Source organism: Mesorhizobium sp. ISC25, assembly GCF_042295465.1.
In the GTDB taxonomy this organism is placed as follows: Bacteria; Pseudomonadota; Alphaproteobacteria; order Rhizobiales; family Rhizobiaceae; genus Mesorhizobium.
In genome coordinates this window covers 1157730-1172606 of the sequence record NZ_CP135441.1, presented here as the reverse complement: position 1 = coordinate 1172606, position 14877 = coordinate 1157730, and the positions used below count along the sequence as shown (strand labels likewise).

Annotated in this window: 13 protein-coding genes; 4 read left to right on the top strand and 9 right to left on the bottom strand. The window is 61.0% G+C overall.

Features of this window, described 5'->3' with window-relative positions; genetic code table 11:
- Window positions 1-35: 35 nt before the first annotated feature.
- The 9 genes from RQ479_RS05735 to RQ479_RS05695 form a co-directional block, all read right to left on the bottom strand.
- Window positions 36-1214 carry a hypothetical protein gene (locus RQ479_RS05735; RefSeq protein ID WP_376704398.1) on the bottom strand — a complete coding sequence of 393 codons (1179 nt, stop codon included), beginning with the start codon at window positions 1212-1214 and terminating at the stop codon, window positions 36-38.
- Window positions 1204-2391 carry a glycosyltransferase family 9 protein gene (locus RQ479_RS05730; RefSeq protein WP_376704397.1) on the bottom strand — a complete coding sequence of 396 codons (1188 nt, stop codon included), beginning with the start codon at window positions 2389-2391 and terminating at the stop codon, window positions 1204-1206. The genes RQ479_RS05735 and RQ479_RS05730 overlap by 11 nt, the downstream gene beginning before the upstream one ends.
- A gap of 9 nt (window positions 2392-2400) precedes the next feature.
- Window positions 2401-3582 carry a hypothetical protein gene (locus tag RQ479_RS05725; RefSeq protein WP_376704396.1) on the bottom strand — a complete coding sequence of 394 codons (1182 nt, stop codon included), beginning with the start codon at window positions 3580-3582 and terminating at the stop codon, window positions 2401-2403.
- A gap of 6 nt (window positions 3583-3588) precedes the next feature.
- Complete coding sequence (locus RQ479_RS05720) at window positions 3589-5376, bottom strand: ABC transporter ATP-binding protein (RefSeq protein WP_376704395.1); 1788 nt, start codon at window positions 5374-5376, stop codon at window positions 3589-3591.
- A 223-nt stretch (window positions 5377-5599) separates the two neighbouring features.
- Window positions 5600-6142 (bottom strand): class I SAM-dependent methyltransferase, encoded by a 543-nt coding sequence (locus tag RQ479_RS05715; protein WP_292653542.1) that lies wholly within the window; start codon window positions 6140-6142, stop codon window positions 5600-5602.
- A gap of 425 nt (window positions 6143-6567) precedes the next feature.
- The gene (locus tag RQ479_RS05710) at window positions 6568-6822 is read right to left on the bottom strand and encodes a DUF6894 family protein (RefSeq protein ID WP_376704394.1); all 255 of its coding nucleotides are present in this window, start codon (window positions 6820-6822) and stop codon (window positions 6568-6570) included.
- 215 nt (window positions 6823-7037) lie between these two features.
- The gene (locus RQ479_RS05705) at window positions 7038-7262 is read right to left on the bottom strand and encodes a hypothetical protein (RefSeq protein WP_376704393.1); all 225 of its coding nucleotides are present in this window, start codon (window positions 7260-7262) and stop codon (window positions 7038-7040) included.
- Between the two features lie 264 nt (window positions 7263-7526).
- Window positions 7527-7769, bottom strand: coding sequence for a hypothetical protein (locus RQ479_RS05700; RefSeq protein ID WP_376704392.1), 243 nt, complete (start codon window positions 7767-7769; stop codon window positions 7527-7529).
- 415 nt (window positions 7770-8184) lie between these two features.
- Window positions 8185-8757, bottom strand: coding sequence for a DUF982 domain-containing protein (locus RQ479_RS05695; RefSeq protein WP_376704391.1), 573 nt, complete (start codon window positions 8755-8757; stop codon window positions 8185-8187).
- On the opposite strand from RQ479_RS05695, the gene RQ479_RS05690 reads away from it, so the two are divergent.
- The 4 genes from RQ479_RS05690 to otsB all read left to right on the top strand — a co-directional run bounded on the left by RQ479_RS05690 (window position 8743) and on the right by otsB (window position 14815).
- Window positions 8743-9804, top strand: coding sequence for a glycosyltransferase family 4 protein (locus RQ479_RS05690; RefSeq protein WP_376704390.1), 1062 nt, complete (start codon window positions 8743-8745; stop codon window positions 9802-9804). The genes RQ479_RS05695 and RQ479_RS05690 overlap by 15 nt on opposite strands.
- A 48-nt stretch (window positions 9805-9852) precedes the next feature.
- On the top strand, window positions 9853-12015 hold the full coding sequence (locus RQ479_RS05685; RefSeq protein ID WP_352721458.1) for an amylo-alpha-1,6-glucosidase: 2163 nt from the start codon (window positions 9853-9855) through the stop codon (window positions 12013-12015).
- 179 nt (window positions 12016-12194) lie between these two features.
- On the top strand, window positions 12195-13976 hold the full coding sequence (locus RQ479_RS05680) for a trehalose-6-phosphate synthase (protein WP_376704389.1): 1782 nt from the start codon (window positions 12195-12197) through the stop codon (window positions 13974-13976).
- Entirely contained in the window at window positions 13973-14815 is an 843-nt protein-coding gene (gene otsB, locus RQ479_RS05675) for a trehalose-phosphatase (protein WP_376704388.1), read from the top strand. Before RQ479_RS05680 ends, otsB begins: the two co-directional genes overlap by 4 nt.
- Window positions 14816-14877 lie beyond the last annotated feature (62 nt).

Here is a 14877-nt window from a genome sequence, read left to right as displayed (position 1 = left end):
AGCGTATTCAGTGATGCGCTTTTGGACGACATGCATTAGCCACTCACTTTTGTGACCCATGGCGCCAGAATGGACTCGGCCTCGTCCATCACCACGGACCAGGGGCGTTCCCGTTTCGAGACCAGCACGGCCGATGGATAGTAGGGCGTGCGGTCGCCCTCGACCGGCCAGGAGCGCTTGAAGCCGTCGCCCAGAATGAAAATCGAGGGGATGCCGAGCGCGCCGGCCAGATGCGCTCCGGTATTGCTGATGGTCACCACGGCGTCCATCGCGGCAACCTGCGCGGCGAAAAGGTCCATGTCGACGAGCTGATCGACCGATCTGTCATGAAGAATGCGCTCCGGCTCACCGTCGGTCAGGATCTTCAGATCGGTCTCGATCTGGCCATACTGCAGCGAGACGAACCGGAGGTCCGGGCGGCCGATCAGGTTTCGCCAGGCGGCAAGCGGCGGCAGGTCTTTGCCGGGATTGGAGCTGCCCCATGCGATACCGACCAACGGCCGCCCTTCCTTCCGGTAGCGGGCGCGAAGTTCAGCGACCCGGGCCGGATCCGGCTTAAGGGCCACGAAATGCTCGCGAATCGTCGCCTCGTCGGTCTCGAAAACGGCAGTCAGATGCTGGACGCCGGCGAAGGCCTGCGCCTCGCCATAGGCAGCCTTGCCATCAGCGCCGACCGGCCGCACATCGGCGGTCGGAAAAGTGCGCTGAAAGAGCGGTACCAGGCGGCGCTCGACCAGCACGATCGAGCGGGCGGCGCGCGCCAGGGCACAGCCCACGGAACTCGCATGATGGATCGCGGTGGCCAGACCCTGCTTTTCGGTTTCCATCAGATCGACCAGCAGTGTCTGGCCAGAAATATCCTGGCCCAGCCACTCGCCATCGACGCGGCCGTTGACGATGTGGCGTCGTGCGATCCTGAGTTCGGCGGCTGCGCCATAGGCGCCCATCCGCATCAGCGCCTTGCTGAGCTCGTCGATCAGGTGGACCTCGCCCCTCGACTTCGCAATGGATCCAAGAGCCAGGGCTTTCGGCAGTGCCGCCGGCCAATCGCGGGACTCGACGCTTCGCCGATAATCCGCCATCTGATCGGCAATGTCGCCGTCGCGCCAGCGAAGGAAGAGCTGCCGGCGGTGACGTCGGAACCAGACCTTGTATTTGTAGCCTGCAAGCGCGACAGCGCGGCGCAACTGGCCGAGAAGTTGGCTACCCTCCATCGCCAGCTCCGCCGATGATTTGCATGACCCGTCCGCCTGCCTCCTGCACTGCCGACGCCCAGGCTCGGCCGCCTTTTCGGACCAGTCGAACGCTCGGATATGCGGCGACGGTCTCGCCGAAAGCAGGCCAGGACAGCCGAAACTCGTCGTCGAGCATGACAATCGTCGGCACGCCGAGCGCTCCGGCGAGGTTGGCGCCGGTATTGCTGATCGTCACCACCGCGTCGAGCGCCGCGATTTGGGCGGCAAAGCGGTCCATGTCCGTCAACTGGTCGACGGAAGCGTCATGGATGATGCGCCCCGGCGCGTGGCGCTCGAACTCGGAGAGGGCCGGCCCGACATCGCCATATTGCAAGCTGACGAGGCGCCCCTGCAGGCTGCCGAACAGCGTCCGCCAATCGTCCAGAGCCGGCAGATCCTTGCTCTTGTTCAGGCTTCCCCAGGCAAATCCGATCAGGGGACCTGGGCCGCCATCGAGATAGGTGCCGCGCAGCTCGGCAACCAGTCGGCGGTCCGGCTCCAGCGGAACGAAGGGCGCGCGTGCTACCGGGTCGTCCGGCCAGAAATGCTTTGCGAGTGTCTCGAAACCGGCAACGACATCGGCGTCCACCGCCGCCATGTCCTCTTCCCCTTCAATCCTGACATCGAGCGCAGGATATGTTCTGCGATAAAGCGGCGCCAGTCGCGGCTCGACGAAGACGATGCATCGACCGGCAGCCGCGACGACTGGACCAAGCAGCGACGCGAACTGGAAAAAGATCGCCAGGTCGCCTTCGCGACGATCGACGAGAAGCGTGCGACCCGCAAGATCACTGCCATCCCAATCGGGCCTGCCGCGCAGCTGCTTGCTCGCCGCCATCAACTGCCAGATGCGATTTCCTCCGTCGAGACGCCTCAGTCCACGCCCCGCTTTCTTGATCAGCCCGAGATCGCCAAGCTGCTCACCAAGCACGCCAAGCGCCAGTGCATGGTCGCGAGCAGTTTGCCAGTCACCACGCTGCACGCTTTCCTCCATCAGCCTCATATGCCTTTCGGCACTTTCGTCGGCGTGGCGCGAGGGACGTTTAAAAAGTTCCTTTGCCCGCTCGAGAACCTTCTGCAGCCGCTTGCCGACGGCGCTCTGCGGGCGCAGATCGGCGGTTTTTGCTTTCTGAAGGATGGTTCGTCTGTTCTGCACGGTGATGTTCTATCGTCCTCGGGGAGCGTCGGAAAGCGTCGTCAGGATCGACGAGAGCCGCCGGCAGGCCTCGTCGAGCACCAGCGACCAAGGGCGCCCCTCCTTGCGAATGATAATGCCCTTCGGATACCAGGGTGTCCGGTCGCCGGTCACTGGCCATGCCGTCTGAAAATTATCGTCGATGAGGAAAACAGTCGGCACGCCGAGGGCTCCGGCAAGATGGGCCGCCGTATTGCTGATCGTCACGACAGCATCGAGTGCGGCGACCTGTGCGGCGAAACGGTCCATGTCGACCATCTGATCGACGCTGTCGTCAAAGATCAGACGCGCGTCGTTGCCATTGCGAAGGCGCCGCAACGCCGGCTTGATCTGTCCGTACTGGAGCGAAACGAATGTCGCTGGCGTCTGGGCGATGAACCTTGCCCATTCGGGGAAATCCGGCACGTCCTTGGTGTGGGATTTGCTGCCCCAGGAGAGGCCCACCAGCGGCAGATCCGTCATCGAGCGATAGCGCTTGCGGAATGTCTCGACGAGTTCAGGATCTGCCCGCAGCGGCACGAAGTCGGCAGCAAGCTTTTCGGCGTCGCGTCCGAACACCCAGGCGAGATCTTCGAAAGTCGCACGTTTGTCGCCGACCACATCCTGCTGCGCCGGGATCACGGTCGCCTTCGGGAACGTTCGCTGCAGAATTGATACCAGGCGCGGCTCGACCCGAATTGTTGCGCTTTGCGCATAGGCAGCGGCAGCGCCGGCCAGTCGCGCGTGGCGGATAACCCGGCCAAGGCTGCGCGGGTCATCCTCCACAAGATCGATCAGCAGTGTATCCGATTCGAGATTCTCACCGGTCCACTCGTTGGCGCTTTTCCCTTTCCGCAGCCGGCGAGCGGAAAGCCGAAGCTCAGCTGCCCGCGCAAAGTTGCCAAGCCGTTCGAACGCCTGGCCCGCCTTCTGCATCAGCTCCGGGTCGCAATTATGATCGGCCGTGACAGCCATCTCATTGGTACCGGCTTCAAGGCCTTTCCAGTCCCTGCGCACGATCAGAGCCTCAACCTTGGCCCGCAGCTCAAGAATGGAACGAGGCTGCTTGGGACCGGAAAACAACCTGCGCACCGCCTTTCTGTACCGGCGCAACTGAAGGCCCAGTCCACCAATCACATACCGGACATAGGAACCGTGATAAAAGCTGGTCATCGGCCTTCAGCGCAATACGCTTTGCCGCAGCTTTTTGCCGCTTTCGACCATCGGATCGGGCGTCTCCAGGTGGAATATCGAACGATATATCTCGCTGTGTTTGGCAAGCTGGTCATGCGTTCCATCATCGACAAGCTGTCCGGCGTCAAACACGAGAGTACGATCGGCCGCCTTGATTGTAGACAGCCTGTGCGCAATGCAGATCACCGTGCGCTGAAATGTGTTGTCGAAGGCTGCCTCCATGACTGCCCGTTCGTTTTCACCGTCAAGCGCCGATGTCGCTTCATCATAGACGATTACCGCCGCATTCTTGAGCAAGGCGCGTGCGATGGCGACGCGTTGTTTCTGCCCGCCCGACAGATTGGTGCCGCTCGGCCCGACAAGCGTGTCGAGTCCGTTTTCGAGCGCCGAAGCAAAGCTGGTGACCCGGGCGAGGTTCGCAGCGGACTCGATTTCCTGATCCGTAGCGTTCGGGCGGCCATCACGAATGTTGTCGCGGATCGAGCCTTCGAACAGGAAGACGTCCTGTGACACAAGTGCGATATTGTCGCGAACGTCGGCCAGGCTGATCTTCGAAATGTCCTTTCCGTCGATCAGGATCCTGCCCTTGTCCGGCTCCATCAGGCGCAGGATCAGATTGACGATGGTGGTCTTGCCGGCGCCGGAGCGGCCGACGATCGCCAGCTTCTCACGAGGTCGCACGTCGAAGGAAACACCCTCGAGCGCCGGGCTGTTGCCGTCATAGGAGAAGGCCACATCTTCAAAGCGGATACCACCATCGACGTCGGTCAGGCGCTCGCCTGCGATTGCGAGTCGCCGCTGCTCGGGCGTGTCGATCAAATCATACATCTGCTCGACGGCAACCATTTGCTTCTGGATGTCGACGTTGACCCGCGCCAACCGCTTGGCAGGCTCATAGGCAAGCAGGAACGCGGTAATGAAGGCCATGAATTCGCCAGGCGTCTTGCCGTTGCCGAGGGTCTGCCAGCTGGCATACATAACGAAAAGCCCGATGATCACGCCGCCGCCGGTCTCCATCAATGGGCTCATCAATGCTGATGTCCGGTTGATCTGGATGCCACGTCTTTCCATCTTGCGGACGGCCTTTGCAAAGCTGGCAACCGCCTTGTCCTCGAGCTGGAAGGATTTGATGGTGCGGATGCCTTCGACGGCTTCCGTGCCGATCGACTGGACTTGTGCGGCCAATTCCGTCTCGCCCCTCGCCAGCGCCTTGAGCTTCCTGGTTATCGCGCCGACTGACAGGAACAGCATCGGCAGAACCGCCACGGATATCAGCGACATTACCGGGTCCTGCTTGACCATGACGCTGGCCAAGGCAATCAGGGTCAGCAGATCAGAGACGGCGCTGCTCGTGAGGGTGAGAATAACGGTCGCCCCGGCGCGCGCGTTGAACATGATTTTGGAGATGAATTTTGCCGGATGCTGGTTGGCGAAACGGCTGATGTCGAAATACACCATTCGGGAAAATTGACGGTTTTGAAGGTCCGAAACGATAGCCCGGCGAATCTTTCCCGTCGTGATGGTCTGGCAGTAGGCAGCTATGCCCTTGACCAGGAAAATGCCGATGATGACGACACTGATACCAGATACAGCGGCAGCGTCTCGCTCGACATAGATGGTGTTGATCATGACTTTCATGATCCAGGCCGCCGCGCCGGTCGCGGCAGCAGCGGCGATCGAGCACAGCAAACCTGTCACATACAGCATCTTGTGCGGCGGCAGATTTTCGCCGATCAGACGCTTGATCAGCGGATATGCCGGGACCGTTGACACTCGTTTCTTTGTAATCATCTCGTCGCCGCCCGTTGCGATCCCGTCCGGTCTTCGCGTTGTCTTGAAAGCGCGAGACGGTTTCGATCACTGTCTGTGGCTTCGTTCCCGACCGCAGTCAATGCCGAACCGGATCCTTGCACGTCATCGGCTTATGACCGTCGGTTCCTCGCATGCCAAGCTATGCGGCTCTTGCGCCATTCGTCGTCGGCCGCGCTATGCCTGGTCAGTGTTTTGCGAGGACCATGAGATGGCTTCCAAGAGGCGATGTGTGATTGCTTTTGATCGAAAAGCCCACATCCGAAAGGACCGCGATCATCTCCTTATCCTTGCCAGGAGGGACGCGGGCAACGATCGTTTGAGCACGCCTGGCGATATCGGACAGCACGCTTCGCGCCTTGTCCGCGCCCAGGCTCCATTGCATGTGATGGTAGACCGCCAGCAGCATGACGATGTCGTACTGCGGTTGGAGAACATTTTGCAGCTTTCGGCTGCCAAGATCGAGACAATCGAACCGGCTTTGGACTGGACAACCCAGGAAGATCATCCTGGCCGTCTCGATATGCGGCTTGAGAATGTCGATCCCATGGATCGAACTCGGTCCTAGCTTGGATATCTCATAGGCGACAACACCCATGTTGCAGCCAACATCGAGAATGGATTTCCCGGCGTAGTCGACCTCTGCGGAGAATAGCCCGTCCAGTCGGTCATCCCACGTTCCCTTGAATCTCTTTTGCTTATTTGACCACCACAAATCATTGTTCTCCAAAAACGGCGCCGGACTGATTTCCTTGACGGAGGACGACTGTGCGCCGGGCCTAATCCGGTCAGTTGCTGGCGCGCAAACGACACTGTCCTGAGCGTCCTGTAAACGTAACCGCGGGAGAAAGGAACTCCTGATCACAGCATCCTGCGAAGACGTTTCGGGAAGTTGACGAACACCCGGCCCGACAAATCGACACATCGGTTGGAAATCGCAATGTCGCTTGGCGCCCCCTACCGCGCCTGCCCTCGAGTTCCTGAAACGCACGCCTTTTCGGCAAGGTAAGCCATATTTGTTCTTGCTTTGTGCCGGCAGCTATGCTACTAATTTGCCTATGGTGCTGATTTGCACCAACGACCGTCTTGCCGCGACATGCGGTTTTTCAGCCAGGCTCGATCAAAGCCCGCCCGCATTGCGGGGCTGTTGACCAATCACGGTCGAGTGCCAGCCTTTTCGGCAGCTTCCGAGAAGGGAAATCGGAAAAGCAGCTTCCGGTTCTCGTCGCAGATTTCGAAGGAAAGACCTGTCAGGACCGGGCTGCCGCTGAGCAGGCCCTCGGCCAGGATTTCTTTGGCCGAAGCCATGGCGTTATCCTGAGCCGCGGACAAACCGTCCAATTCCTGACCCTCGAAATCTTCCGTCAAGCGGCCCTCATTGTTTCGGAAATGGGAAAAATATCTCGGCATGGCTGCTCCGGTTGGTCGGTTTCTCTAATGCATGTCGCGCAAAAGTGTGCAGCGGTTTTGCGACAACGACATGCATAAAAACAAGAACCTAAAGCGCATCGCATGAGGCCCATCGACGCGACGCACCTTAGTCGCGAGCGCCTCAGGAACAGCGTCGGATTTGTGCACGACAGCACCGTGCGATTTTGGCGTTGGGATTCATGGCGTTTAGGCCTTCATGCGTCAGGTCGATCGAACAGCACCCCCAGCCCATGTTCGAACGCACATGCCGCAATCATGTCGTCAAGGGCTTTTCCGGAGACCGGGCAATTCGGCATGACAGCCCTGATCGCGATCTCAGCCGCTGCGGTAGAAACCACATCGTGGCGCCTCTTCCTGGTCTCCATATATTGCTCGATCAGAATTTTCAGGCGCCGCGCTGCAATCTCGTCAACGACCATCGTTCTCCCTCGATTCGGCACAACGTCCGTCTTCCGGGGTCCGTTCTCCGGGTGAAGGTCAGCTGCCATTGGGTAGCAGCGGACCGCTCGGCTGGGTGAGCCAATGGCCCGAGGCGGGGGTGTCTCGGACCGCCACCACAATAGCGTCGGCAGGCCACTCGTTCCACAGAACGCTGTCGTTGGTAATTTTCGTACACTGAGCATTGCCGCAGGCAGTCTGCGACCGTGGGAGTTTTGGGCTATGCCGCGTCGCCGGGTACCGGATCAGTTCCGGTTTTGATAGCTGTAGATGCCCGCGCCGATCGCGACCGCTCCTACGGTGATCAGAATCGATGGCACACCCATCAACGTGGCGACGATCCCCCAGACAATGGCGACGGCAATTGCGCCGGCTGTCCCCAGGACCAGTCTAAGCCGTTTCGACATTATCCGTTCCCCCAAAAGTGCATCTTTGGCCTTTTCTGGTCGAAATACCGCATGCGGCACCATTGTCTGCGCTTCGTCCAACTTTTTATGCCGCCCCTGAGCCCCGACCGCTGAGGCGTAAGCGATCCGTATGCGGCCTTGTCGCAAACACCCACTCGACAATGAGGAAGCTTGGGCGGCGAGCCCGAGAAGCGGGGCGTCAGAAAGCGAGGTATCTATGCAAAATTTTCGGAATTTACTCCGGTTCACAATCATGGGCATGGCGGCCACGACAACCGCAATAGTCATCACGGGCCTTACCCCGAGACAACCGAAGCGACTTTGATTTGCCATAGGTTGGTCTGCCAGAAGGCGAGCAATGAACGCAGTGCTTTCGGCACCAAATATCAGCGCAAGTGCACCTGCGAAAATGTAAGCGAAAGCGCGTCGGTCGCCGATCGGGCGCTCCGGCTGAATGCCACCCTTGCTTGCTCTGACGATCTGCGGCAGTTGGCGCCTATCGCCTCAACGCGTGATCGCGATGCCGATCCTCGCCGCTCATCGGCAACGGCCGATCGCCCTCGAGCAGGCGGGTGATCCGGGCAAAGCCGGCAAAAGCCTTTCGCGCTTCCTCGGCCGACATCCGGCCGGCCATGGCCGCAGCGCAGCAATTCACCGCACATTGGTAAACCGGCCCGCGCCGCCCAGCCGGCCATTTTCGCAAGAATGCCATTGCCTCGGCAACGCTGTCGATCTCTTCCACGGGCTGTCCCTGTCCGCGCAAAATCCGCACGGGCGAAAAGAATTGCAAGCGGTCCATCATTTCCTCCCCGTCGACCGGATGCATGCGATCGAACCCCATTAAACTCGCGAACCGGGCTTTGGTTCCCGGCCAAGGAGGGCTTGGCCTGAAAAATGTTGGCCGGACCAGACGAGCAGCGGTGGAAGTGCCAGGCAGCCCCAATTGCCTGACATCTTGCCCCAATTGGGTGACATCTCGCCATTGTACGGGAACGTTAGCGCGGCTGATGCATTTCGATGCCACGAGCAGTCTTTTTGAGGGAAATGCCAAAACATGAGAATAGCCCATGTGGCGCCGCTCCATGAATCCGTGCCACCCCGGTTCTATGGAGGGACGGAGCGCATCGTCTCCTATCTGACCGAAGGATTGGTCGAGCTTGGCCATGACGTGACCCTGTTCGCCAGCGGCGATACCAAGACGTCGGCGAAATTGGTGGCGTGTCGCGAGCGGGCGCTCCGTCTCGATCCGCGCCCGCACAAATCCGAAACCGCGGCGCATCTCGCGATGCTCGCAGAGGTGAGGAACCGAGCGCAACAGTTCGACATCATCCATTTCCATCTCAGCCACTTCCTGCATTTTCCTTTCTTCGAACACATGCCTGACCGGACGGTGACGACACCGCATGGCAGGCTCGACTATGTCGACCTGGCCCCGGCCTACGAACATTTTCCGCGCTTTCCGATGATCTCGATTTCGCGCAGCCAGAGAACCGGGCTACCCAAGGCCAATTGGCTGGCGACCATCCATCACGGCCTGCCGATCAATATCTACGAGCCGACTTTCGAGACGGATGCGGACGAGCCGTATCTGGCCTTTCTCGGCCGGCTGTCGCGCGACAAGCGCCCGGACCGTGCCATTGAGATCGCCTTGCGCTCCGGGCTGAAACTGAAGCTTGCGGCAAAGATCGGCGACGACGACCGCGCCTTTTTCCACGACACCGTCGAGCCGCTGATCGACGGCGACCGTGTCGACTATGTCGGCGAGATCGAAGAAGACAGAAAAGCGGAATTCCTCGGCAAGGCGGCCGGCCTGCTGTTTCCAATCGATTGGCCGGAGCCGTTCGGTCTTGCCGCGATAGAGGCTATGGCCTGCGGCACGCCGGCAATCGCCTGGAAATGCGGTGCCCTGCCGGAGATCATCGACCACGGCGTGACCGGTTTCCTTGTCGATTCAGTCGATGCTGCGGTCGCCTCGATACCGGAATTGCTGCGCCTCGACAGGCGACAGGTGAGAGCCGTGTTCGAAAACCGTTTTTCTGCCACGAGAATGGCCCACGACTATGTGGCTGCCTATACGCGCCTGATCGGCGCTCCCGGTGAAGCGAGAGCATCCTGATCGGCGTCATTGTGGGACGTTGGAACGAAACGACAGAGCTTGTGACGTATGAATCAACTCGACGAGCGTAAGCTTGATCCCGCCGTAGCCCTTGCCTCCCTCGACGAGGTTGCGCCCCGGGAGCCGCACCGGCTGTTCGCCCTCAAGCAAGGCGACTGCTTCGCGGTGGCCGACGCCTATGGCGACATCCGCGGCGCCGGCGACGGCTTTTTCCGAGACGACACGCGTGTGCTCTCGGAATTCCGGCTGACGGTCGGTGGCCGGCAAATGTCGCTGCTGGGCGCATCGCTCAGCCAGGACAATGTGCTTTTCACCTCGAACTTGACCAATCTGCCGATCCAGAGTGTCGGTGGTCGCGACATTCCGCAAGGCGCGATCCACATAGAACGCGTCAGGCTGCTTTGGCAGGACCGGCTGTTCGAGCGCATCACCCTTTCCAACTACAGCCAGGAATCGTCGGCCATTCGGGTTTCGTTGCATTTCGCAGCAGATTTCCGTGACATGTTCGAGGTGCGCGGTTCGACCCGGCTCAAGCGCGGAATAGCCCACGCCGCCGAGACCAGTCCGACATCCGTGGTGCTTCGATATGACGGGCTAGACCAGCTCGTGCGCCTGTCGGCAATCTCGTTCTCGCGGGCGCCGGACAATTTGACCGCCAGCCGTGCGGATTTCCTGGTTGCGGTGACGAAGCGCAGCAGCGAGGTCCTCTATATCGAGGTCGGCCCGGAAGTGGCGGAGACACCCGACCGCGACCGTTTTCGGGCTGCCGCCGCCCGCGCTCGCTTCGGCATGCGCGCCAAACGCCGCCACGGCGCGACGGTGCACAGCTCCGGCCGCGTCTTCAACGACTGGATCGAACGCGCGCGCGCGGACGTGGCGTTGCTGACCACCGAGCTTGCAACCGGACCTTACCCCTATGCCGGCATACCCTGGTTCTCGACGGCGTTTGGCCGTGACGGGGTGATTTCCGCACTGCAGATGCTGTGGTTGAATCCTGGGCTGGCGCGCGGCGTACTCGCCTTTCTCGCCCAGCATCAGGCAACCGAAACGTCGCCGTTCAGCGATTCGCAGCCGGGCAAAATCATGCACGAGACCCGCAAGGGCGAGATGGCGGCACTACGGGAGCTCCCGTTCGGCCGCTATTACGGCGGTGTCGATACCACGCCGCTCTACATTCATCTCGCTTGCGCCTATGCGGATCGTACCGGCGACATGGCATTCGTCGACAGTCTGTGGCCATCGCTCTGTGCAGCGGCCGAATGGACGGAGGAGACAAGCCGCGCGACCGGCTTCGTTACCTACCAGCGCGGCGCCGAGACCGGCCTCGCCAACCAGGGCTGGAAGGACAGTTTCGATTCCGTCTTCCATGCCGATGGCCGCATGCCTAAGGGGCCGATCGCCCTGGTCGAGGTGCAAGGCTACGTCTTTGCCGCGTTCCGTGGGCTGGCGGCGCTCGCCCGCCGCCGCGGCGAGGACGACAAGGCCGATCATTGGGAGGAACGCGCGGAAACCATGCGCGCCGCGGTGGAACGCCATTTCTGGATGGACGATCTCAATTTCTATGCACTGGCGATCGATGGTGCAGGCGAGCTCTGCAAGGTACGGACGTCGAATGCCGGCCATCTTCTCTTTGTCGGGCTGCCCGAGCCGGAACGGGCGCAGATGGTCGCCGATCAGCTGCTCTCCGCGTCGTTCCACTCTGGTTGGGGAGTGAGGACGCTGGCCGACGATGCGATATTCTTCAACCCGATGTCCTACCACAATGGTTCGATCTGGCCGCACGACACCGCCATGTGCGGTGCCGGCTTGGCACGTTATGGCGTGCGCGACAGCGTGGTCCGGCTGATGAGCGGCACGTTTGAATCGGCTGTCCATTTCAACATGCGGCTGCCGGAACTGTTCTGCGGCTTTACCCGGTCGCCGGGCGAAGCGCCGATCGCCTATCCCGTCGCGTGCCTGCCGCAAGCCTGGTCAGCGGGATCGGCCTTCATGCTGATGCAGGCCTGCCTTGGGCTCGAAATCGACGGCTGGAACAGCGAAATCCGGGTCACCCGCCCAAGGCTGCCGATCGGCATCGACACGCTGACATTGCGGCATCTGGGTGTCGGCTCGACGGTGGTCGACCTCACATTCCAGCGTGTCGGCGACCGGGTCGTCGCCTTTCTCGCCGATCGGTATGAGGGGATGGTGCCGCTCATCGTGCGCACTTGATGCCGCCGCGCTGCGGCGCATCGAAAATGACGCGCCGCATTGCAATCGTCCGGAACCGATAGCCTCTTTGTGCGTTGCAAAAAGGGGCGGCGCGGGAACGCTGTCGTTGTCACACGGCCGCGAACCAGAAAAACAAATAAAAAACGGCTATCAGCTGGCCGGAGGCGAGATTACATTCCATGTCAGATTATACTGTAAACCTGCTCTGGGTTTTGCTGATTGCAAGTTTTGGCTTTTCCGCTTTTGCCATTCTCCTATCGATATCCCGCCAGCGTCGCGGCCGCGCAACGGCGGCCGCATACACGCCGAGCGAGGATGTCGCATCGGAAGCGGCACGCAAGGTGCTGCGCGAGTTCGAAAAGAACGGCCAGTCGGCCGATGCGGCACTGGTCACGTGGTCGCCCGACACTTTGCGCAAGATCCTGGCCGACGACCTGCCGGACGCACAGGTCATCGTGGTGTCCAACCGCGAACCCTACATCCACAACATCAAGGATGACGGGGTCCAACTTTTGGTGCCGGCCAGCGGGCTGGTTTCGGCACTCGAGCCCATCACCCGCGCCTGTGCCGGCACCTGGATCGCCTATGGCGGCGGCACGGCAGATCGCCTCACCGTCGACAAAGACGACCGGGTGCAGGTGCCGCCAGGCAATCCGTCCTACACGCTGCGCAGGGTCTGGCTGACGGAGGAGGAATATCAGGGCTATTATCTGGGCTTCGCCAATGAGGGCCTATGGCCGCTTTGCCATATCGCCTTCACCCGCCCCGTCTTTCGCGCCTCGGACTGGGACGCCTACGAGGCCGTCAACCGCAAATTCGCCGATACGGTGGTTGCCGAAGCCCGCAACGAACGGCCGATCGTGCTGGTGCAGGACTACCATTTTGCGCTGCTGCCGCGCATGATTCGCCAGCGCCTGCCGGACGCGATAGTCATCACCTTCTGGCATATCCCGTGGCCCAATTCGGAAGTGTTCAGCATCTGTCCGTGGCGTGAGCGGATCCTGGAAGGACTGCTCGGCAGTTCGATCATCGGCTTTCATACCCAATTCCATGCCAACAACTTCACCGAAAGTGTCGACCGTTTTCTGGAGAGCCGGATCGAACGGGCAGACGCGGCAATCTCCTATGGTGGGCAGACCACGTTGGTCCACGCCTATCCCATTTCCATAGAATGGCCGGCCCAATTGCTGGCAAAACTGCCGTCTGTGGAGGAGTGCCGCGCCAGCGTACGCGACAGATTCGGCCTGTCTACGGATACCAAACTATGCGTTGGCGTCGAGCGCCTCGACTACACGAAAGGCATTCTCGATCGCTTCCATGCCCTGGACGAATTGTTCACGAGATATCCCGAATGGATAGGCAAGGTGGTTTTCCTGCAGATCGCCGCGCCGAGCCGGGGGACATTGCCCGCCTACCAGCAACTCCATGACGAATGCCGTCGCTATGCCGAGGAGCTCAACCGGCGTTATGGCAGCGAGACATACAGCCCTATCCTGATGGTCGCCGAACATCATCGGCAGGAGCAGGTCTACGAGGTCTATCGCGCCGCCGACATCTGCATGGTCACCAGCCTGCATGACGGCATGAACCTTGTCGCCAAGGAATTCGTCGCGGCGCGCGACGACGAACAGGGCGTGCTTTTGCTCAGTACCTTTGCCGGAGCCTCGCGCGAATTGCTGGAAGCACTGATCGTCAACCCCTACGACGCTGCCATGATGAGCGAGGCGCTGTTGCAGGCGCTGACGATGACGCCGGAAGAGCAGCGCGAGCGTTTGCGGCCGATGCGGGAGATGGTCCGCGACAACAATGTCTACCGCTGGGCCGGCAGCATGCTGCTGGATGCCGCGCGCCTGCGCAAACGCGGCGATCTCGACAGGGTGACCGGAACCGGCGAGCGCCCGCCATCGAACACCAACAACGTCATCTCGATGTTCGAGCGGGCACGGAAGGCAGCATCGTGAAAAGCTTTGAACAACCGCCGGCGTTGAACCTGCCGGAAGGGCAATGGGCGCTCTTCCTCGACATAGACGGAACCCTGCTGGAACACGCTGCCCATCCCGACGCGGTGTTCGTCGGCGAGGAATTGCGCAACCTGCTTGGACACATCGAGCGGCGGCTGGATGGTGCGGTCGCCTTCATCACCGGCCGATCGATCCCCGCCGTGGACAAGCTGTTCCATCCGCTGAAGCTGCGGACCGCCGGACTGTATGGGCTGGAGCACCGGCTGACGCCGAGCGGTCCGATCGATGCCGCCGACGCGCCGGCCGACATCGCCGCCCTTGCCGACGAGATCGAGGCCGAACTGGGCAGCGGCAAGGTCTATGTCGAACGCAAGGGGCCGGTCCTTGCCGTTCATACAAGGGCAGCACCGCAACTGCTTGCGCCCGCAATCCAGCTCGTCGAACAGGCATTGGCCCGGCTTCCGAAAGGCTATCGGGTGCTTCCGGGAAACGCCGGCGTCGAGCTCATGCCTTTGGAAGCCGTCAAAGGTGCTGCCATCCGGCGTTTTATGGACATTCCGCCCTTTATCGGCCGGCGGCCGATATTCCTCGGAGACGATACATCGGACGAACACGGTTTCGAGGCAATCAACGAAATTGGCGGCATCTCCATCCGCGTGAAGCCGAACGGACCGACGGCCGCAACCTATGCCCTCGACGACGTGACCGGCGCAATAGCCTGGCTAGAGGCCAGTTTCGAGACGTCGGCGGTCGCCGGTGCTCGACCGGCCGGCAAGCAAGCAGCGACCGAATCAGCGGCGAAGCTCAATATCGCAGCCACGGCATCGTCCGGCCGATAAGCGCGTTTCTCATTGAATGTCTTTAAGTCCAAAGCCGGAAAATCGTCTGCTTGCCGGTTCCC

Coding starts and splice junctions, on each gene's coding strand:
- RQ479_RS05690 (WP_376704390.1), top strand. CDS start 8,743: ATGAGAATAGCCCATGTGGCGCCGCTCCATGAATCCGTGCCACCCCGG.
- RQ479_RS05735 (WP_376704398.1), bottom strand. CDS start 1,214: ATGGAGGGTAGCCAACTTCTCGGCCAGTTGCGCCGCGCTGTCGCGCTT.
- RQ479_RS05695 (WP_376704391.1), bottom strand. CDS start 8,757: ATGGGCTATTCTCATGTTTTGGCATTTCCCTCAAAAAGACTGCTCGTG.
- RQ479_RS05725 (WP_376704396.1), bottom strand. CDS start 3,582: ATGACCAGCTTTTATCACGGTTCCTATGTCCGGTATGTGATTGGTGGA.
- RQ479_RS05680 (WP_376704389.1), top strand. CDS start 12,195: ATGTCAGATTATACTGTAAACCTGCTCTGGGTTTTGCTGATTGCAAGT.
- RQ479_RS05710 (WP_376704394.1), bottom strand. CDS start 6,822: ATGCCGAGATATTTTTCCCATTTCCGAAACAATGAGGGCCGCTTGACG.
- RQ479_RS05705 (WP_376704393.1), bottom strand. CDS start 7,262: ATGGTCGTTGACGAGATTGCAGCGCGGCGCCTGAAAATTCTGATCGAG.
- RQ479_RS05685 (WP_352721458.1), top strand. CDS start 9,853: ATGAATCAACTCGACGAGCGTAAGCTTGATCCCGCCGTAGCCCTTGCC.